The sequence below is a fragment of the Pseudomonas sp. PF05 genome (assembly GCF_056521845.1).
The window spans coordinates 52,346-70,830 of the sequence record NZ_JBWLPW010000016.1; the positions used below are offsets into that span (position 1 = coordinate 52,346).

The following is an 18,485-nucleotide window of genomic DNA, read 5'->3' on the forward strand; positions in this document are numbered from 1 at the left end:
TCTTGCCGGGTAATCACAATAATGAACCCAAGCCTCACCGATTCACCCGTGCTGTCACGGCGCGGCCTGCTGAAGTTCAGCCTCGGTGCCAGCGCCTTCCTGGCCACCGTCGGTGTGGGTGCCAGCCTGAGCGGTTGCTCGCCAAGCCAACCGGCCAACGGCCTGGCGGCCCTGCGCGACAGCGACCTGCCATTTTTACGCAGCGTCATCCCGGTGATGCTGGACGGTGCAGTGGCCGTCGGGCAGGTCCCCGCCGCCATTGACGCGACCCTGCTAAGCCTGGACAGCAGCCTGGCCCACCTGTCCCCCGCCATGCTCAAGCTCACGCGCCAACTGTTCGACGTGCTCACGCTGGGTATTACCCGCGGGCCACTGACCGGCGTCTGGGGCCCGTGGGAAAACGCCAGCGTCGATGACATCCGCCAGTTCCTCGGGCGGTGGGAAAACAGCTCGCTGGACCTGCTACAACAAGGCCACAACTCGTTGCTGCAACTGGTGATGATGGCCTGGTACGTCCGGCCCGAGGCCTGGGCGCATTGCGGGTATCCGGGGCCGCCCAAGATTTGAAAGCCATTGAGATCCTGTGGGAGCGAGCTTGCTCGCTCCCACAGGGTTCTTCATCGCCCGTTCATAACAATAAGAGAGCCCTGAACATGCCCGTACCCGATCTCTTCCGCGAAGGCCTGGCCCGTGGCTGGACCACCTACAACGGCGCGCAGTTGTCCCAGGACCTGATCCTGGAGGCGGACGTGGCCATCGTCGGCAGCGGTGCCGGTGGCGGTACCACGGCGGAAATACTCAGTGCTGCCGGCTACAAGGTGTTGCTGATCGAGGAGGGGCCGCTCAAGACCAGTCATGATTTCACGCTGCTTGAAGACCAGGCCTACAGCAGCCTGTATCAGGAAGGCCTCGGGCGCATGAGCAAGGACGGCGCCATCACCATTCTCCAGGGCCGGGCCGTCGGTGGCACGACGCTGATCAATTGGACCTCCAGCTTCCGCACGCCCGACCAGACCCTCGACCACTGGGCCGCCGAGCACAACGTCAAGGGCCACGGCCGCGCTGAAATGGCGCCCTGGTTTGCGCAGATGGAACAACGCCTGGGCGTGGCGCCGTGGCTGGTTCCGCCCAATGCCAACAACGACGTGATCCGCAAGGGTTGTGAACAATTGGGCTACGCCTGGCACGTCATCCCGCGCAACGTACGCGGCTGCTGGAACCTGGGCTATTGCGGCATGGGCTGCCCGACCAACGCCAAGCAGTCGATGCTGGTCACCACCATCCCGGCCACGCTGGACAAGGGCGGCGCGCTGCTTTACCTGGCGCGGGCCGAGCGTCTGACGATCAAAAATGATGCCGTCATCGGCCTCGAGTGCCAAGCCATGGACGAACGTTGCGTGGCGCCGACCGGACGGCGCATCACCGTCAAGGCGCGGCACTACGTGCTGGCGGGCGGCGGTATCAATAGCCCCGGATTGCTGCTGCGCTCCGATGCGCCAGACCCGCATCAACGCCTGGGCAAGCGCACCTTCCTGCACTTGGTGAACATGTCCGCCGGGCAATTCGACGAGGTCATCAACCCGTTCTACGGTGCGCCGCAATCGATTTATTCGGATCATTTCCAATGGCAGGACGGAACCACCGGCAAAATGTCCTACAAGCTTGAAGTCCCGCCCCTGCACCCGGCGCTGGCCGCCACGCTATTGGGCGGCTTCGGCCCCGAGAACGCCTTGCACATGTCCCGGCTGCCGCATACCCACGCCATGCTGGCGCTGTTGCGCGACGGCTTTCATCCAGACAGCCCCGGCGGCAGCGTCGAATTGCGCAGCGACGGCACGCCGGTGCTCGATTATCCCGTGACTCCGTATGCCTGGGATGGCCTGCGCCGGGCCTTCCACAGCATGGCCGAGATCCAGTTTGCCGGCGGCGCCAAGGCGGTCATGCCCTTGCACAACGATGCCCGCTACGTAAAGACCCTGGCCGAAGCCCGCACGCTGATCGACGGGCTCGACCTGGCGTTGTACCGCACACGCCTGGGCAGCGCCCACGTGATGGGCGGTTGCGCCATGGGTGAAGACCCGAAAACCGCCGTCACCGACAGCCTTGGCCGCCATCACCAACTGGGCAACCTGTCGATCCATGACGGCTCGCTGTTCCCCACCAGCATCGGTGCCAACCCGCAATTATCGGTGTACGGGCTGACCGCGCAATTGGCGACGGCCCTGGCCGAGCGCCTGAAAAATCCATGAATTTGCGGATTATTCGCAGCGTCTATAGTGCTTTCTTACGCAACAGCCGACTTGGCCGACCGAGAAGGCTGCGATACCATCCGACTCCCCAACGGACTCCCGCCAGGACGACGCGATGAACCGAGTGTTGTACCCAGGTACCTTCGACCCTATTACCAAGGGCCATGGCGATCTGGTCGAACGCGCCGCGCGCCTGTTCGACCATGTGATCATTGCCGTCGCCGCCAGCCCGAAGAAAAACCCGCTGTTCCCGCTGGAGCAACGTGTGGAACTGGCCCGCGAGGTCACCAAGCACCTGCCCAACGTCGAAGTGGTCGGTTTCTCGACGCTTTTGGCGCACTTTGCCAAGGAAAAAAACGCCAATGTGTTCCTGCGTGGCCTGCGGGCGGTCTCGGACTTCGAGTACGAGTTCCAACTGGCCAACATGAACCGCCAACTGGCACCGGACGTCGAGAGCCTGTTCCTGACGCCGTCTGAGCGCTATTCCTTCATTTCCTCGACCCTGGTACGGGAAATCGCGGCGCTGGGCGGAGATATCACCAAGTTCGTCCACCCGGCCGTGGCCGATGCGCTGACCCTGCGCTTCAAGAAATAATCCGCGGGCTGTGACCCGCTTCGCTGCCCAGCGCAGCGCAGTCCATCGCGCCCGCGTGCACTGCGCTCGCCAATGCGGCACAATTGCGCCCATACGTTTTCATATGCCCGGGCCCAACGCCCCGGCAGGAGCCTGCATGTCCCTGATCATCACCGACGACTGCATCAATTGCGACGTCTGCGAACCCGAATGCCCGAACGAGGCCATTTCCCAAGGCGAAGAGATCTACGTCATCGACCCGAACTTGTGCACCCAGTGCGTCGGCCATTACGACGAACCCCAGTGCCAGCAGGTCTGCCCGGTAGATTGCATCCCTCTGGACGAGGCTCATCCGGAAACTGAAGAACAGTTGATGGCCAAGTATCGCAAGATTACCGGCAAGGCTTGAGCCGGGTGGTCTTGTAGCGTCTTTGCCGACCTCTTCGCGAGCAAGCCCGCTCCCACAGGAATCGACTGTGCTCAGATAATTTGTGCCTAAGTACATCCCTTGTGGGAGCGGGCTTACTCGCGAAGAGGCCCTCAGCCACCACCCATATGTAACTGTTGACCTTCACTCCTGCCGCTCAAACCCCTCCCCAATACACCCCAGGCAGCGCACAAACGTGGCTTTTGCCGGGTCCACCACCAACGCCTTGCCCGCATCGCCTACCCCGCCGCCCAGCGCGGTAAAGGGCAACGACACCACGAATGCCCCGGCACCGACCACAGTAGCGGCCAGCAGCAGCGGACGGGCGATCAGCAGATCGCCGATCATGGCAAAGGCAGGAGGATTCTGGATGGTATAGCGTGGGTCGCCGCTGCCGTCGCTTGCCAAGGCAGGCAAACCGACACTCAGCAGCAGCGCGAGAACGACAGGTCGAAGCAGTTTCATCGGGCGATCCTTCGGCTAAATCAGTATGAAAGTGGCCTGTGTGGCTAGTTCGTTAGCTCAAATTCGGATGCCAGAAGTCCATAGCCAAGGCGCTGTGACGAGTCATAGCCCGCTATGGCGAGGAACAGCAACGCAGGATATGGACTTCTGGCGCCGAAGTTGACTAACAGAACTAGCCACACAGGCCACTTGACTATAGACCGTAGGACAAATCAGCTCTGGCAGCGCGGACACCAGACGCTCGCACGCTGGCCCAGGCGGATTTCCCGCAGCCCCGTGCCACACACCTTGCACAGCTCCCCGCCGCGGCCGTAGACGAACAGTTCCTGCTGGAAATAGCCGGGCTGGCCATCTCCGCCGATAAAGTCCCGCAGCGTGGTGCCGCCGCGCTCGATGGCATGGGCGAGGATGCGCTTGATCTCGATCGCCAGCTTCAGGTAACGCGCCCGGGAAATGCCTCCGGCGGCCCGGCGCGGATCGATCCCGGCGGCGAACAACGCCTCGGTCGCGTAGATATTGCCCACCCCCACCACCACCGCGTTGTCCATGATGAACGGCTTGACCGCCATGGAACGCCCCCGCGAAAGCTGGAACAACCGTTCACCATCGAACAGGTCGGTCAACGGCTCGGGGCCAAGGCGAATCAACAGCTCATGATTGAACGGATCAAGGCTCCAGAGCATCGCGCCGAAGCGGCGAGGGTCGGTGTAGCGCAAGGCCAGCCCGGACTCCAGCTCGATGTCCACGTGCTCGTGCTTGGCGGCAGGCATGCCGACCTCCACCAAGCGCAGGTTGCCGGACATGCCCAGGTGGCTGATCAACGTGCCGACCTCGGCATTGATCAACAGGTACTTGGCCCGCCGCTCGACCTGCACGATGCGCTGGCCCGAAAGCCGCACGTCGAGATCTTCCGGGATCGGCCAGCGCAGGCGGCGGTCGCGGACCACCACGCGACTGACTCGCTGGCCTTCAAGATGGGGCGCGATGCCGCGACGGGTGGTTTCGACTTCCGGCAGTTCTGGCATGGAGTTCTCGCATCAGGCGAAGCACCGCACTCAACGAGAGGCGAGGTCGCGAATTTCCTGTTTCTGGGTCTGGAAGTCGTATTCCGACAAACCGATGTAATCGAGCACAAGGCTGCCGACGCAATCCCACTCGTGGTCTTCGGCCTGATTGCCGAGCACCCGGTGGGACGCACAGATGTTTTCGGACATTTTCAGGATCGCCAGCAGGTTCTTCAGTTGGCTGTTGTTGCGTGAAGACTCGTCGCTGAAGATCGCCAGGGCGTTGTGGTGGTTGGCGATGGCCTGGCTGACGTGATCCGGCAAGCGCCAGGACTTGGAGGTGTAGTAACCGACCACGGCATGGTTGGTGTTGAACACGCGGTTCTCGCTGTCCACCACCCGGCACTCGGCGCTGGCATTGGCGTAGGCCTCTTCCAGCACGCCCATGTAGTTGGGGAACTGCTTGAGCATCAACGGCACGCCGCAGTCGTGGAACAACCCCAATGCATAGGCTTCGTCGCCATTTTCCAGGCCGACGCGCTTGGCCAGGGTCAGGCAAGTCATCGCCACATCCTGTGCGGTATCCCAGAAGCGGTTCAGGGTGACGATGGCGTCGTCGTGCAACTCGCCCTTGATCGACTGCGCGTTGATCAGGTTGATGATCGAACGGCTGCCCAACAGGTTCACCGCGCGCTGGATCGAGGTGATCTTGTTGTGCAAGCCGTAGTACGGCGAGTTGACGATCTTGAGCAGGGCCCCGGAAAGACCAGGATCGTGGGAGATCAGCTTGGCGATGGCCTCCAGGTCCGGGTCGGGCATGTACTGTTCCATCTGCAGATCCACCATGATCTGCGGCTGGGGCGGCACGCTGATGCCTTGCAAGGACTGTTGGATCTGTTCGGCGGAAAGTTCTTTGGACATGAGTACACACTCCGGGTCAGGCGGGGATTCTAACCCTTAAAGATGGATCCGATACACCGCCGGGTAGATCGACGGAACTTTCCTTCAGGCGCAGGCTTCGGACTTTACAGGGCCGACATTCAAGCCTGCATAAAGGCTTGAGTCGGCAGCCCAGCCACTCAGCTTGAGGAGATTTTTCATGCCTGGCTCCCTGAACAACAAACGTGTCGCCATCCTCGTGACCGACGGTTTTGAACAGGCCGAACTGACCGGCCCCCAACAGGCCCTGGAACAGGCCGGCGTCAAGGTGGACATCGTTTCGGCCCGCGAAGGCCAGGTCAAAGGTTGGAACCATGACCAGCCGGCCGACGACTTCCGGATCGACCTGACTTTCAAGGCCGCCAATGTCGAGCAATACGACGCCGTGGTGCTGCCCGGTGGCGTGCAGAACTCCGACACCATCCGCATCGACGCCGATGCCCAGAAGCTGGTCAAAAGCTTCGAGGCGGCGGGCAAGCCCATTGCGGTGATTTGCCATGGCGGCTGGCTGCTGGTGTCGAGCGGGCTGGTCAAGGGCAAGACCATGACCAGCTACAAAACCCTCAAGGATGACCTGGTCAACGCCGGCGCGAACTGGGTCGATAAGGAAGTGGTCAAGGACGGCACGTTGATCAGCAGCCGCCAGCCCGATGACATCCCGGCGTTCAACCGCGAGTTGATCAGCGCGTTGTCCGCCTGAGCCTGCTGCGCTCTGTGTAGGAGCTGGCGAAGCCTGCGATCTTTTGATCTTGATCTTGATCTTTCGCTTACGATTCAAGTGTCTGGGGAAAGATCGCAGCCTCGTTTCACTCGACAGCTCCTACATAGCTCCTACATAGCTTCTACGCAGCTTCTACGGCTAAGCGAGAGTGTGCTTGCTCACCGCATGTCCACCGCAAGCCCCGCCAGAGTTGCAACACGGTATACTCCCGCTCTTTTTTCCGGAGCGACGTCATGTCCCTGCCTAGCCTGCGCCTCAAAGCCAACGCCGACCGTCGCCTGCGCGCCGGCCACCTGTGGGTCTACAGCAACGAAATCGATGTAGCCGCCACGCCGCTGCACGGCTTCAAGGCCGGCGACCAGGCCATCCTCGAAGCCGCCGGCGGCAAGCCGCTGGGCATCGTTGCGATGAGCCCCAACAACCTGATCTGCGCCCGGCTGCTGTCCCGTGACGTGAAGCTGCCGCTGGACAAATCCCTGCTGGTGCATCGCCTCAATGTGGCGTTGTCCCTGCGCGAGCGGCTGTTCGACAAGCCGTTCTATCGCCTGGTCTACGGTGACTCCGACCTGTTGCCAGGCCTGGTGGTCGACCGTTTCGGCGACATCCTGGTGGTGCAGATCGCCTCGGCCACCATGGAAGCCCACAAGGACGACGTGATCGCCGCCCTGACCCAGGTGCTCAAGCCCAGCGGCATCCTGTTCAAGAACGACTCCGCGGCCCGTGACGCCGAAGGCCTGAACCGCTACGTCGAGACCGTGTTCGGCCTGGTGCCGGAATGGGTCGCGCTGGAAGAGAACGGCGTGAAGTTCGAAGCACCGGTCATGGAAGGCCAGAAAACCGGCTGGTTCTACGACCACCGCATGAACCGCGCACGCCTGGCCCCGTACGCCAAGGGCAAGCGTGTACTGGACCTGTTCAGCTACATCGGCGGCTGGGGCGTGCAAGCCGCAGCGTTCGGCGCCAGTGAAGTGTTCTGCGTCGATGCCTCGGCCTTCGCCCTCGACGGTGTCGAGCGCAACGCCGCGCTGAACGGCTTCGCCGAGAAGCTGACCTGCATCGAAGGCGACGTGTTCGAAGCCCTGAAGGAACTCAAGGCCAGCGAAGAACGTTTCGACGTGATCGTGGCCGACCCACCCGCTTTCATCAAGCGCAAGAAAGACCTGAAGAACGGTGAAGGCGCCTATCGCCGCCTCAACGAACAAGCCATGCGCCTGCTCAGCAAGGACGGCATCCTGGTCAGCGCTTCGTGCTCGATGCACCTGCCCGAAGACGATCTGCAAAACATCCTGCTGACCAGCGCCCGTCATCTGGACCGCAACATTCAACTGCTCGAACGCGGCGGCCAGGGGCCAGACCATCCGGTACACCCGGCCATTGCCGAAACCCGCTACATCAAGAGCATCACCTGCCGGTTGTTGCCCAACAGCTGAGGCCGGGCGGGGCCAGGGCCATAGCGCTGTGCCCCGCACACTCCAATTGCACTCTGATCGCAGCCTCGGCTGCGATTTTTTTTGCATGTCTGAATAAGTCCGTAGGAGAACCCCCACGCAATTACCAGAGCCTTCCTACTCAATCTCCCCCACGCCTGGCCGGCATGACGCATTAGGATTGAAAGCGCACCTCAGGCACGTCTTGGAACTGTTCGATGACTGATCCGCAAAACCGCCTGGCCGCCCGCAAACCGGCCATCGTCGGCCTATTGCTGACACTGACACTGCTCGGCGTCTTTCCAATCGACGTCGTACTGCCTTCGTTCCCCGCCCTCTCCGAGCACTTTGAACGTCCATCGTCGGACATTGCCCTGTCTGTCAGCCTGTACGCAGTGGGCATCGCCCTTTCGCAACTGCTGGTTGGCCCACTCTCCGACACCATGGGGCGAAAAAACCTGCTGCTGATCGGGATCGCTGTTTCAGCGGTCGGCGCAGCAGGTTGCGTGCTTGCCGATGGCTACTGGTCTTTTTTGCTGTTGCGTATTGTCCAAGCCTTGGGGTGTGGCTGCTTCGTGCTGTCCCAAGCGCTGATCCAGGACCTGTTCACCGGCCGGGAACAGCAGCGACTTCGTATTTTCCTGGTCACCTGCGGGGGGATTTTCATTTCCGTTTCGCCCCTGGCCGGCACCGGCCTGCAAAGCTGGATGGGCTGGCGTGGCAGCTTCCTGGTGTTCATTGCCCTGGCAATCGGCGCATTCATCGGCGCCAGTCGTTTACTTCAACGTGGCGCGGCAGGCAGCCAACCCAGGCGATTGGAACTCATCGCTGCCTATCGAAAGGTCTGCCGCGACTTCAGCTTCATGGCCTATTGGCTCACCTCGGCGCTGGCTTTTTCCTGCCATTTCTCGTTCATCGTCATTTCGCCATTGGTCTTGATCGACCAGTTGCACCTCTCGCCCGAAGCTTTTTCACTGGCGCTGCTGGGCTATGGCTTGGCCTACATTGGCGGGGGCGTGGTGGCGACCGTGCTGAGCAATCGCATCGACTCGCAGACGCAAATCATCACCGGCCTGGGCCTGATCCTCGCGGCAGGGATCCTGATGCTGGGGCTTTCCAGTCACCTTGGCTTGTCGGTCACCACCCTGCTGCTGCCCATGATCGTGTGCACCGCCGGGACAACCATTGCCCGCGCAGCCGCACACACCCAAGCCATGAATAGATTTCCCGGGCAGGCCGGCACATCGGCCTCGGCCGGTAGCGTGCTGATCTTCATCGTCGGCGGGCTGACCAGCGCCGCGATCAGCCTCACCCCGCTGGACTTGCAGGTTACCCTGGCCCTCTGCCTGGTCCTGCTCAGCCTGCTGGGGCTGGCCCTCAATGCCCTGGTCCGGCATCGCTACAGGGGCTTGCTGGCCGACTGAACCCTGCCAGTCGTCATCCTACGCACGACATTGGCGCCCAATCAGCGCTTTGCGTCATTTCATCCTGGCGCCAGCGGTGTAGAATCGCGACATTCATCGCCATTCATCCCCGGCGGGTTTATGAGCTCATGCTGAGGCGCGCAGTGATCCTGCAAAGTCATCAGCCACTTCCGGACACACGGCCAAACCCGGGTATTCCAGACGTTGACGCAAGCTCACTTCCCCATTGATACCTGATAAGTACCTGTTTAGCCGCCCGGAGTGCTCCATGCCTGATTACCGCTCGAAAACATCCACCCATGGCCGCAACATGGCCGGCGCCCGTGCCTTGTGGCGCGCCACGGGGATGAAGGATGACGACTTCAAGAAGCCGATCATCGCCATTGCCAACTCCTTCACCCAGTTCGTGCCCGGCCACGTCCACCTCAAGGACCTCGGACAACTGGTTGCCCGGGAAATCGAACGCGTCGGCGGCGTAGCGAAAGAATTCAACACCATCGCCGTGGACGACGGCATCGCCATGGGTCACGACGGCATGCTCTATTCGCTGCCGAGCCGCGAGATCATCGCCGACTCCGTCGAATACATGGTCAACGCCCACTGCGCCGACGCCATCGTGTGCATTTCCAACTGCGACAAGATCACCCCGGGCATGCTCATGGCCGCCCTGCGCCTGAACATCCCGGTGATCTTCGTCTCCGGCGGCCCGATGGAAGCCGGCAAGACCAAGCTCGCCAGCCACGGCCTCGACCTGGTCGACGCCATGGTGATCGCCGCCGACTCCAGCGCCTCTGACGAGAAGGTTGCCGAGTACGAGCGCAGCGCCTGCCCGACCTGCGGTTCGTGCTCCGGCATGTTCACCGCCAACTCGATGAACTGCCTGACCGAAGCCCTGGGCCTGGCCCTGCCGGGCAACGGTTCGACCCTGGCCACCCACAGCGATCGCGAACAGCTGTTCCTGCAGGCCGGCCGGACGATCGTCGAGCTGTGCAAGCGCTACTACGGCGAGAACGACGACTCGGTGTTGCCGCGCAACATCGCCAACTTCAAGGCGTTCGAAAACGCCATGACCCTGGACATCGCCATGGGCGGTTCCACCAACACCATCCTGCACTTGCTGGCCGCGGCCCAGGAAGCCGAGATCGATTTCGACCTGCGCGACATCGACCGCCTGTCCCGTCACGTGCCGCAACTGTGCAAGGTCGCGCCGAACATCCAGAAGTACCACATGGAAGACGTGCACCGTGCCGGCGGGATCTTCAGCATCCTCGGCTCCCTGGCCCGTGGCGGCCTGTTGCACACCGACCTGCCGACCGTGCACAGCAAGACCATGGCCGAAGGCATCGCCAAGTGGGACATCACCCAGACCACCGACGAGGCCGTGCATCACTTCTTCAAGGCCGGCCCGGCGGGCATCCCGACGCAAACCGCGTTCAGCCAGTCGACCCGTTGGGAAACCCTGGACGACGATCGTGAAAACGGCTGCATCCGCAGCGTCGAGCACGCCTATTCCAAGGAAGGTGGCCTGGCCGTGCTGTACGGCAACATCGCCCTGGATGGCTGCGTGGTGAAAACCGCCGGCGTCGACGAGTCGATCCATGTGTTCGAAGGCAACGCGAAGATTTTCGAAAGCCAGGACAGCGCCGTGCGCGGCATCCTCGCTGACGAAGTGAAGGCCGGCGACATCGTGATCATTCGTTACGAAGGTCCGAAAGGCGGCCCGGGCATGCAGGAAATGCTCTACCCGACCTCCTACCTGAAGTCCAAAGGCCTGGGCAAAGCCTGCGCCTTGTTGACCGATGGCCGGTTCTCCGGCGGTACCTCGGGCCTGTCCATCGGCCACGCTTCGCCGGAAGCAGCGGCGGGCGGTGCCATCGGCTTGGTGCGCGATGGCGACAAAGTCCTGATCGACATTCCGAACCGCTCGATCAACCTGTTGATCAGCGACGAAGAACTGGCCGGGCGCCGCGTCGAACAGGACAACAAGGGCTGGAAACCGGTGGAAGTGCGTCCACGCAAAGTCACCACGGCTCTCAAGGCCTACGCCCTGCTCGCCACCAGCGCCGACAAGGGCGCGGTGCGTAACAAGGCAATGCTCGACGGCCTGTAAGCGTCGACAACGCCCATAAAAAGCCCCGCCAAGTGCGGGGCTTTTTTTGATTCCAGTTCGCCCCTTGGAGCCAAGTGCTCTTTGTGGCGAGGGAGCTTGCGCCCTCGCCACGGGTTCATCCCCTTTCGAATCCCTGATAATCCCTGTGGGACGGGGGTTACTGGATATCTTCCGGTTTGACGATCACCCAGTTCTTGTCCGCCGTCACCGACAGCCCTTCCTTGGCCTGGGCGGCAGCGTGCTTGGCCATCATGCCGTTAATCTGGGTCATGTATTTGTCCTTGCGGTTGACCCACAGATGGATGCCGCCCTTGGCCACGTCCACATCGTGGAACAGCATGTAGCCGTCACTGCTCGGCGTGTCACCGGCCACCAGCACCGGTTTCTTCCATTCGTCGATGTACGTCAGGATCGCCGCGTGCTTGCCGGCCATCCAGGTCGCCGGGGTCCACAGGTAAGGCGTGTACTCCAGATCAAGGTTGGCCTTCTCGTCATACTTGCCCGCGGTGATTTGTTTGCGGGCGGTGGTCAGCTCGCCAGTCTTGCGGTCCTTGAGCAACGTGGTCACGCCGATCACGTTCTGCGGCTTGAGGTTGTAGCCATACTTCGGATCCGAGGCGACCATGCGCACCAGCTCTTCGGAAGCGGCGGTCATGACATAGACCTCGATGCCGTTTTCCATCAGCTTGTTATACAGCTCGGCCTGGCCGGTGAAGATTTTCGGTGGGTTGACGCTGTACTGGACCACCTTGTCGCCGTCGTAATACGTGGTCTGCACTGGCTTGCCGGACGCCATCAGTTCGTCGACGTAGCCCTTGAGCTCCTTGAGGGTAAAGCCGGAAAACACCTGGGCCACCCAGGGGTAGCAGACCATGTCATCGACTTCGCACAGGCGGTAGTAATAGCTGAACAGGCTTTCCTTGTGGTCGGCGGTGTCCTTGAACGGCATCAGCTTCAAGGACGGGTCCAGGGTTTCCCGGGTGATGAGGCCCTTGTTCTCCAGGAACGGCAGCAACGACTCCTCAAGGTCGTAGCGGTAACTGGTGTTGTCCATGTCGAACACCGCGTAGTTACCCTTGTTGGCGTTGGCCGCGATCATCGCCTCCAGGGCCTTGGCTTGTTCCGCCGGCCAGTGCTTGAGGTCAGTGGCCAGTGCCTGGCCAACAAGACCAAGGCTCAAGGCGACAGCGAGAAAACGAGGTACGAGCTTCATCGGCATTTCTCCCGGGTTCAAAAGAACTCGACGCTAACAAATGCTTGTGACAGTCCTCGCCTACCCGCGACCGCTTACGTCTTGATAGCGCCAGTGACATATCCGTAAACGTCGCCGCCTTATTCCATAAACGACAATCCAGATGCGTTTTTAGTATTAACTCGTTAGTTATCAGGCTATTAGGCTCACTGGCTCGCAGTCGCGGCCTCAGGTGACTGGCACCCGCCTTATCAGAGTTTTTTGATGAATCTGCCGCGGATCCTCAATCCTCAGATATCGCTCCACATGGCCTACAGCTTTTCCCACACCTCAAAGCTATAGGCCGGCTTGTCCCCTTCGGCCGGGTTTGGCTGGCTCGAAACCAGCGTCCACTGGCTCGGATCAAATGCCGGGAACCACGCATCCCCTTCCGGGCTCAGCGCCACGCGGGTCAGGTACAGCCGATCCGCCTGCTCCAGGGCCTGGGCGTACAGTTGGGCACCGCCAATCAGCATCAACTCGTCGACGCCTTGTTCCTGCGCCCACGCTTGGGCCCGCGCCACCGCGGCCTCCAGGGTGGAAAACACTTCTGCGCCCTCCAGCACCAGGCCCGGCTGACGGCTGACCACGATGTTCAGGCGTCCCGGCAGCGGTCGACCGAGGGAATCCCAGGTCTTGCGCCCCATGATGATCGGCTTGCCCAGGGTGGTGGCCTTGAAGTATTTGAAATCCCCCGGCAGGTGCCAGGGCATGCGGTTGTCGACGCCGATCACACGGTTTTCACCGAGGGCTGCGATCAGGCTTAAAGGGAGAGTTTTGTTCATGGCCGCGAGGATACCAGAGGCCCGGCGTACCCCGACAGGCATCACAGCGGTTATGCTCAACCCTCATTCGAGCAACGGAAGCACCCGTGACAGCACTGCAGAACCTCTGGTTGACCGAGACGATACGCCTGCGTGAAGAACACGCCGGCCCGCTCGAGGACCAGGAAGCCAATCGCCTGGCCCGTGCGGCAGGCGGCGACTTAGCCACTCGCATCCACCACCGCGCCCGCTGGCTGGCCGAACGCGATGGCCTCACCGCGGCCCTGCACCACTGGCTGCAAGGGGCGCGCCTGGCGCTGATCGCATTGGCGCTGCTCGCCATCATCAGCGGCGCCGGCCTGGGCTTTGCCGCACTCGGCGACGGGCAGGCACCGGTCAATGTGTTCTGGGCCTTGGGCAGTCTGTTGGGGCTGAACCTGATCCTGCTTATCGGCTGGGCCCTGGGCCTGATATTCGCTGGCGAGCAAGGCGCAACGCTGGGACGCCTGTGGTTGTGGCTCAGCGAAAAATTCGCCCGCGACGCCAAGGCTGCCCACCTGGCTCCGGCCCTGCTGCTGTTGCTGCAACGGCACAAACTCAATCGCTGGGCCCTCGGTGTGTTGGTCAACGGCCTGTGGCTGCTGGCGATGCTCAGCGCGCTGGTCATCGTGCTTCTGCTGATGGCGACCCGGCGCTATGGCTTCGTCTGGGAAACCACCCTCCTCGGCGGTGAGACCTTCGTCGCCATGACCCAGGCCCTCGGCGCGCTGCCCGCCCTGCTGGGTTTCAGCGTGCCAACGGTGGAAATGATCCGCGCCAGTGGCGACGGAGCCCTGAACATCGAGAGCGCCCGCCAGGCCTGGGCCACCTGGCTAGTGGGGGTGCTGCTGGTCTATGGCCTGTTGCCGCGCTTGTGCCTGGCACTGCTGTGCCTGTGGCGCTGGCGGCGCGGCCGCACCACCCTGCGCCTGGACTTGAACCTGCCCGGCTATGCCCAATTGCGTGAACGGCTGATGCCCAGCAGCGAGCGACTGGGCGTCAACGACGCCGCCCCCGCGCAATTGCATCGAGTCGAAAGTGCTGTCAGTGCAATGGACAGCGACGGCGCGCTGCTGGTGGCAATCGAGTTGGACGATCGACCCTGGCCACCCAAGCTGCCCGAGACCGTGAAAAACGCCGGCATTCTCGACAGCCGCGACTCTCGCCACAAACTCCTTGAACAACTGTCGCGCTTTCCCCCTGCGCGCCTGGCCATTGCCTGTGACCCACGCCGTTCACCGGACCGCGGCAGCCTGGCGCTGATCGCCGAGCTGGCCCGTTGCGCCAGCGCCACCCGCGTCTGGCTGTTGCAGGCACCGCCCGGCGAAGCGCTGGACGCCGAGCGCCTGGGCGACTGGCATACCGCACTGCAACAGTTGCAGTTGCCCTTCGCCGACTGCATGCCCTTGAACTGGCTGGAGACCGGCCATGACTGAGCCCATGAAGCCGCTGAAGCTGGCGGTGGTCGGCCACACCAATGTGGGCAAGACCTCGCTGCTGCGTACCTTGACCCGCGACGTCGGCTTCGGCGAAGTGTCCCATCGCCCGAGCACCACTCGGCATGTCGAGGGCGCGCGCCTGTCGGTGGATGGCGAAGCGCTGCTGGAACTGTACGACACGCCAGGCCTGGAGGACGCCATCGCCCTGCTCGATTACCTCGAGCGCCTGGAGCGTCCTGGCGAACGCCTGGATGGCCCGGCGCGCCTGGCCCGCTTCCTCGAGGGCAGCGAGGCGCGGCAACGCTTCGAACAAGAAGCCAAGGTACTGCGCCAACTGCTCGCCAGCGACGCCGGGCTGTATGTGATCGATGCCCGGGAGCCAGTGCTGGCCAAGTACCGCGATGAACTGGAAGTGCTCGCCAGTTGTGGCAAGCCGCTGCTGCCCGTGTTGAACTTCGTCAGCAGCGCCCACCATCGCGAGCCCGACTGGCGCGAAGCCCTGGCGCGATTGGGGCTGCACGCCCTGGTACGTTTTGACAGCGTGGCCCCGCCCGAGGACGGCGAGCGGCGCCTGTATGAGAGCCTCGCGCTGTTGCTGGAAAGCGCCCGTGAGCGGTTGGATCGACTGGTCGCCGACCAACAGGTTCAACGCCTGGCCCGGCAGCAGAGCGCGGCGCGCGTGATCGCTGAACTGCTGATCGACTGCGCCGCCTGCCGACGCAGCGTCGCCAGCGACGCCGAGCTGGAACGCGAGGCCATCAGTGAACTGCGCAACGCGGTGCGCCAGCGCGAACAGCGTTGTGTCGAGGCCCTGCTCAAGCTCTATGCTTTCCGTCCCCAGGACGCCGCCGCCAGCGACCTGCCGCTGCTCGACGGACGCTGGGGCGACGACCTGTTCAACCCCGAGACCCTCAAGCAACTGGGCGTGCGCGTCGGTGGCGGGATCGCGGCGGGCGCGGCGGCCGGGGCTGGCGTCGATTTGCTGGTGGGCGGCCTGACCCTTGGGGCCGCCGCCCTGGCCGGGGCCATTGTCGGCGGCACCCTGCAAACCGCCCGCAGCTATGGCAACCGTCTGATGGGCAAGCTCAAGGGCCAACGGGAACTGACAGTGGACGACAGCGTGCTGCGCCTGTTGGCCCTGCGCCAACGCCAACTGCTGCAAGCCCTCAACCAGCGCGGCCATGCGGCGATGGACAGCATCCGCATCGCCACGCCCCAGGACAAGACCTGGCGCGAAGGCAAGCTGCCCGAAGCCTTGAACAAGGCGCGGGCGCATCCGCAATGGTCATCCCTGAATACTCAACCGCGATTGAGCCAGGCAGAGCGCCAAGAGCTGATAGAGCAGCTGGCCGAGCAGCTCTGAACGACACGAAACCTTGCTCCCACTGGGCTCTGTAGGAGCTGGCGAAGCCTGCGATCTTTTGATCTTTTGATCTTTCGCTTGAGATTCAAGTGTTTTGGAAAGATCGCAGCCTCGTTGCACTCGACAGCTCCTACGCAGCTCCTACATAGCTCCTACATAGCTCCTACATAGCTCCTACGCAGCTCCTTCGGCCCAACGGGGATAAATCCCCTCGCCACAAAAGCAATCCATCAGTCGTTGCTCAAGGCCTTGAGGGCCGCCGCCGCTTCAGGCAACTCCAGTTCACTGAATACCTTCACGCCATGGCGCTTGAGCAACGCAGCCGTCACGCCTTCGCCGCTGACCTTCACACCGCTGAACGTTCCATCATAGGTCTGCAGGTTGCCGCACGACGGGCTGTTGGCCTTGAGCACGGCGATGCGGATGCCGTGTTCACGCACCCGCTCCAACGCTTGATACGCGCCTGACAGGAACTGCGCACTCACATCCTCGCCGTCGGTGGTGATGACCATTGCCTGGTCGTCGAGCACTTGCGCCCCCTGCCCGCCAGCAATCTCCGCCGCCGCCCGAGGCGTGGGCAAGCCGCCGGCGACTTCCGGGCACAGCGGCACGATCCGGCCTTCGTCGAGCCACTGCTGAAGTTGATCGAACGGCCCGCTGGCGCCGCCGTCGTAACGCACGCGATGCCCGAGCAGGCAGCGACTGACCAAGACCTTTTCCATCTCAGAACAACTCATTGCCACGACGACGAAACCAACCGGTCAAGGACAGGCGATTGCGCGTGGCCGGCAGCACTTCATGGGGAATGCCCCCCGACAGGAACACCACCAGGCAACCGCCGATGGGCACCACCTCCCGCTCCACGCCATCCTCCAGGTACATGCGCAACTGGCCGCCGTGCTCCGGTAGCCAATCATCGTCGTTGAGGTAGAGCACCGCCGACACCATGCGTCGGTCGTCATCGCGAAAGCGGTCGACATGCCTGAGGTAGAACGCGCCGGGTGGGTAGAGGGCAAAGTGACTTTCGAAGTCTTCCAGGCCCAGGAACAACCCACGATTCATCGCCTCGCGCAGGCTGTCCATCAGCGCCAGGTAATGGTCGCAGGCTTGCGCCTGGCCGGGTTCGATCCACTGGATGTGATCACCCCGGATCCCTTCGCGGATCTCCGAGAACGGCCCGCGCCCGACCGCTGCCGGGGCCAGTTCGCCCTCGGCGGCACGCTGGCGGCATTCAGCCGCCAGGGTGCGGGTCAGCGCATCCGGCAGGAAGAGGTTCTGCTGCGACCAGCCGCGCTCGGCCAGGTCGTCGACGATACGTAACAGCAGCGGGTGATCAGAAGGTATTTGCATGGCGCGCATAGTATGCCTGTGCCTGCAAAACCGACAGCGCCACGCAGCGGGTTCGCTGCGTCAGTTCGCTGCGTCAAATTGCACCGCCGTACGAACTTGATACGAATTCTCGACAAGACCCCACACCCCACGGAGAATAGTCGGCTGCTGACAGGAGTCCCTATGCGCCGTTTGCTTTTCTCACTGTTGATGTTCTGCGTTTTGCCCGCCTGGGCAGACAGCTACGACCAGTTGTACAAGGTCGCCGGCTGGCCGCAACAGCGGGCGCATTTCAGTGACGCCTTGAGCGCTGCCCAGCAGCGCTATCAGAGCAGCCTGCCGCCGGCGGTGTTCCAGGCCCTGGTGAACAACAGCAATCAACGTTTTGCCCCCCAGGCCATGGACCAGCGGGCCGAGGCGCAAATGCGCAGCAATCTTCAAGACCCGAGCCCGGCCCTGAGCTTTTTCCAATCGCCCCTGGGCCGCAAGGTCGTGGCGGCCGAGTTGCTGGCGACCCGGCGCGATCAATTGGCGAAAAACGCCAAGGGCCTGCCGAAGATGCCCGCCAGCGACAACCGCCTGTTGATCATCGGCCACCTGGCCCAGGCCCTGCCCGCCCGCGAGGCCGGCGCCGAAGTCAGCCTGGCGATCGCCGGCGTGGCGGCCGACAGCCTGAGCTCGATGATCCCGGGGCTCCTGGGGGCCGGCCAGGCCCAAGGCATGCTCAATGGCCAGCGCCAACGGTTGATGGAACAGATCGGCGCGGACCTGAACAACACGCTGCTATACGTCTACCGTGACCTGACGGATACCGAACTGGAAGAGTTCGCCACCTTCGCCGAATCGACCGAGGGCCAGGCTTATTATCAAGCGGCCTTGGCGGCGATTCGGGCGGGATTGGCGGTGGGGCAGAATCTCGGGCAGTAGATAGATCATCCGCGTCTGCCATACCGCTTTCGCGAGCAAGCCCGCGAAGGCGA

18 protein-coding genes are annotated in these 18,485 nt (G+C 62.7%); 11 read left to right on the forward strand and 7 right to left on the reverse strand.

Annotation, left to right across the window (positions count from 1 at the left end):
* The first annotated feature begins 21 nt into the window (after positions 1-21).
* The 4 genes from AC09SL_RS23270 to AC09SL_RS23285 all read left to right on the forward strand — a co-directional run bounded on the left by AC09SL_RS23270 (position 22) and on the right by AC09SL_RS23285 (position 3,232).
* Complete coding sequence (locus AC09SL_RS23270; RefSeq protein ID WP_058543277.1) at positions 22-567, forward strand: hypothetical protein; 546 nt, start codon at positions 22-24, stop codon at positions 565-567.
* 86 nt (positions 568-653) lie between these two features.
* Positions 654-2,249, forward strand: a complete 1,596-nt coding sequence (locus tag AC09SL_RS23275) for a GMC family oxidoreductase (RefSeq protein ID WP_058543276.1) — start codon at positions 654-656, stop codon at positions 2,247-2,249.
* 115 nt (positions 2,250-2,364) lie between these two features.
* Positions 2,365-2,844, forward strand: coding sequence for a pantetheine-phosphate adenylyltransferase (gene coaD, locus AC09SL_RS23280; protein WP_003177462.1), 480 nt, complete (start codon positions 2,365-2,367; stop codon positions 2,842-2,844).
* A 136-nt stretch (positions 2,845-2,980) separates the two neighbouring features.
* Positions 2,981-3,232 carry a YfhL family 4Fe-4S dicluster ferredoxin gene (locus tag AC09SL_RS23285; protein WP_003206534.1) on the forward strand — a complete coding sequence of 84 codons (252 nt, stop codon included), beginning with the start codon at positions 2,981-2,983 and terminating at the stop codon, positions 3,230-3,232.
* A gap of 162 nt (positions 3,233-3,394) precedes the next feature.
* Here AC09SL_RS23285 and AC09SL_RS23290 read toward each other — a convergent pair whose 3' ends face one another.
* The 3 genes from AC09SL_RS23290 to AC09SL_RS23300 form a co-directional block, all read right to left on the reverse strand.
* Positions 3,395-3,715, reverse strand: a complete 321-nt coding sequence (locus AC09SL_RS23290) for a hypothetical protein (protein WP_058543275.1) — start codon at positions 3,713-3,715, stop codon at positions 3,395-3,397.
* Positions 3,716-3,927: 212 nt separating this feature from the next.
* Positions 3,928-4,740, reverse strand: a complete 813-nt coding sequence (mutM, locus tag AC09SL_RS23295; RefSeq protein WP_003206537.1) for a bifunctional DNA-formamidopyrimidine glycosylase/DNA-(apurinic or apyrimidinic site) lyase — start codon at positions 4,738-4,740, stop codon at positions 3,928-3,930.
* 30 nt (positions 4,741-4,770) lie between these two features.
* On the reverse strand, positions 4,771-5,586 hold the full coding sequence (locus AC09SL_RS23300) for an HDOD domain-containing protein (RefSeq protein ID WP_165826107.1): 816 nt from the start codon (positions 5,584-5,586) through the stop codon (positions 4,771-4,773).
* Between the two features lie 232 nt (positions 5,587-5,818).
* Between AC09SL_RS23300 and AC09SL_RS23305 the strand changes: the two genes are divergently transcribed.
* The 4 genes from AC09SL_RS23305 to ilvD all read left to right on the forward strand — a co-directional run bounded on the left by AC09SL_RS23305 (position 5,819) and on the right by ilvD (position 11,340).
* Positions 5,819-6,358, forward strand: a complete 540-nt coding sequence (locus AC09SL_RS23305) for a type 1 glutamine amidotransferase domain-containing protein (protein WP_058543273.1) — start codon at positions 5,819-5,821, stop codon at positions 6,356-6,358.
* Between the two features lie 254 nt (positions 6,359-6,612).
* Positions 6,613-7,809: a class I SAM-dependent rRNA methyltransferase gene (locus AC09SL_RS23310; protein WP_003206543.1), complete on the forward strand. Its 1,197-nt coding sequence runs from the start codon at positions 6,613-6,615 to the stop codon at positions 7,807-7,809.
* A 215-nt stretch (positions 7,810-8,024) separates the two neighbouring features.
* Positions 8,025-9,230: an MFS transporter gene (locus AC09SL_RS23315; protein WP_058543272.1), complete on the forward strand. Its 1,206-nt coding sequence runs from the start codon at positions 8,025-8,027 to the stop codon at positions 9,228-9,230.
* A gap of 268 nt (positions 9,231-9,498) precedes the next feature.
* Positions 9,499-11,340: a dihydroxy-acid dehydratase gene (ilvD, locus tag AC09SL_RS23320; RefSeq protein ID WP_058543271.1), complete on the forward strand. Its 1,842-nt coding sequence runs from the start codon at positions 9,499-9,501 to the stop codon at positions 11,338-11,340.
* A gap of 157 nt (positions 11,341-11,497) precedes the next feature.
* Here the strand turns inward: ilvD and AC09SL_RS23325 are convergent, their stop codons facing one another.
* Together AC09SL_RS23325 and AC09SL_RS23330 are read right to left on the reverse strand one after the other, a co-directional pair.
* Positions 11,498-12,553, reverse strand: a complete 1,056-nt coding sequence (locus AC09SL_RS23325) for an HAD family hydrolase (RefSeq protein ID WP_058543270.1) — start codon at positions 12,551-12,553, stop codon at positions 11,498-11,500.
* A 290-nt stretch (positions 12,554-12,843) separates the two neighbouring features.
* Positions 12,844-13,356 (reverse strand): dihydrofolate reductase, encoded by a 513-nt coding sequence (locus AC09SL_RS23330; RefSeq protein ID WP_058543301.1) that lies wholly within the window; start codon positions 13,354-13,356, stop codon positions 12,844-12,846.
* Positions 13,357-13,442: 86 nt separating this feature from the next.
* Here AC09SL_RS23330 and AC09SL_RS23335 point away from each other — a divergent pair, with 86 nt between their 5' ends.
* Together AC09SL_RS23335 and AC09SL_RS23340 are read left to right on the forward strand one after the other, a co-directional pair.
* The gene (locus tag AC09SL_RS23335) at positions 13,443-14,810 is read left to right on the forward strand and encodes a DUF2868 domain-containing protein (RefSeq protein WP_058543269.1); all 1,368 of its coding nucleotides are present in this window, start codon (positions 13,443-13,445) and stop codon (positions 14,808-14,810) included.
* Positions 14,803-16,176 (forward strand): GTPase/DUF3482 domain-containing protein, encoded by a 1,374-nt coding sequence (locus AC09SL_RS23340; protein WP_064106888.1) that lies wholly within the window; start codon positions 14,803-14,805, stop codon positions 16,174-16,176. The genes AC09SL_RS23335 and AC09SL_RS23340 overlap by 8 nt, the downstream gene beginning before the upstream one ends.
* Before the next feature lie 230 nt (positions 16,177-16,406).
* Here the strand turns inward: AC09SL_RS23340 and AC09SL_RS23345 are convergent, their stop codons facing one another.
* Together AC09SL_RS23345 and AC09SL_RS23350 are read right to left on the reverse strand one after the other, a co-directional pair.
* Positions 16,407-16,898 carry a 2-thiouracil desulfurase family protein gene (locus tag AC09SL_RS23345; RefSeq protein ID WP_058543268.1) on the reverse strand — a complete coding sequence of 164 codons (492 nt, stop codon included), beginning with the start codon at positions 16,896-16,898 and terminating at the stop codon, positions 16,407-16,409.
* A gap of 1 nt (position 16,899) precedes the next feature.
* Positions 16,900-17,535 (reverse strand): 2OG-Fe(II) oxygenase, encoded by a 636-nt coding sequence (locus tag AC09SL_RS23350; protein ID WP_058543267.1) that lies wholly within the window; start codon positions 17,533-17,535, stop codon positions 16,900-16,902.
* Positions 17,536-17,688: 153 nt separating this feature from the next.
* Between AC09SL_RS23350 and AC09SL_RS23355 the strand changes: the two genes are divergently transcribed.
* A complete protein-coding gene (locus tag AC09SL_RS23355; RefSeq protein ID WP_064106889.1) occupies positions 17,689-18,432 on the forward strand; it encodes a DUF2059 domain-containing protein in 744 nt (247 codons plus the stop codon).
* Positions 18,433-18,485: the final 53 nt, after the last annotated feature.

What these genes read in the sequence shown, in the direction of transcription:
- AC09SL_RS23345 (WP_058543268.1), bottom strand. Translation starts at nt 16,898, where the DNA reads ATGGAAAAGGTCTTGGTCAGTCGCTGCCTGCTCGGGCATCGCGTGCGT.
- AC09SL_RS23325 (WP_058543270.1), bottom strand. Translation starts at nt 12,553, where the DNA reads ATGAAGCTCGTACCTCGTTTTCTCGCTGTCGCCTTGAGCCTTGGTCTT.
- AC09SL_RS23350 (WP_058543267.1), bottom strand. Translation starts at nt 17,535, where the DNA reads ATGCGCGCCATGCAAATACCTTCTGATCACCCGCTGCTGTTACGTATC.
- AC09SL_RS23305 (WP_058543273.1), top strand. Translation starts at nt 5,819, where the DNA reads ATGCCTGGCTCCCTGAACAACAAACGTGTCGCCATCCTCGTGACCGAC.
- AC09SL_RS23310 (WP_003206543.1), top strand. Translation starts at nt 6,613, where the DNA reads ATGTCCCTGCCTAGCCTGCGCCTCAAAGCCAACGCCGACCGTCGCCTG.
- AC09SL_RS23330 (WP_058543301.1), bottom strand. Translation starts at nt 13,356, where the DNA reads ATGAACAAAACTCTCCCTTTAAGCCTGATCGCAGCCCTCGGTGAAAAC.
- coaD (WP_003177462.1), top strand. Translation starts at nt 2,365, where the DNA reads ATGAACCGAGTGTTGTACCCAGGTACCTTCGACCCTATTACCAAGGGC.
- mutM (WP_003206537.1), bottom strand. Translation starts at nt 4,740, where the DNA reads ATGCCAGAACTGCCGGAAGTCGAAACCACCCGTCGCGGCATCGCGCCC.
- AC09SL_RS23355 (WP_064106889.1), top strand. Translation starts at nt 17,689, where the DNA reads ATGCGCCGTTTGCTTTTCTCACTGTTGATGTTCTGCGTTTTGCCCGCC.
- ilvD (WP_058543271.1), top strand. Translation starts at nt 9,499, where the DNA reads ATGCCTGATTACCGCTCGAAAACATCCACCCATGGCCGCAACATGGCC.
- AC09SL_RS23275 (WP_058543276.1), top strand. Translation starts at nt 654, where the DNA reads ATGCCCGTACCCGATCTCTTCCGCGAAGGCCTGGCCCGTGGCTGGACC.
- AC09SL_RS23315 (WP_058543272.1), top strand. Translation starts at nt 8,025, where the DNA reads ATGACTGATCCGCAAAACCGCCTGGCCGCCCGCAAACCGGCCATCGTC.
- AC09SL_RS23290 (WP_058543275.1), bottom strand. Translation starts at nt 3,715, where the DNA reads ATGAAACTGCTTCGACCTGTCGTTCTCGCGCTGCTGCTGAGTGTCGGT.
- AC09SL_RS23285 (WP_003206534.1), top strand. Translation starts at nt 2,981, where the DNA reads ATGTCCCTGATCATCACCGACGACTGCATCAATTGCGACGTCTGCGAA.
- AC09SL_RS23270 (WP_058543277.1), top strand. Translation starts at nt 22, where the DNA reads ATGAACCCAAGCCTCACCGATTCACCCGTGCTGTCACGGCGCGGCCTG.
- AC09SL_RS23340 (WP_064106888.1), top strand. Translation starts at nt 14,803, where the DNA reads ATGACTGAGCCCATGAAGCCGCTGAAGCTGGCGGTGGTCGGCCACACC.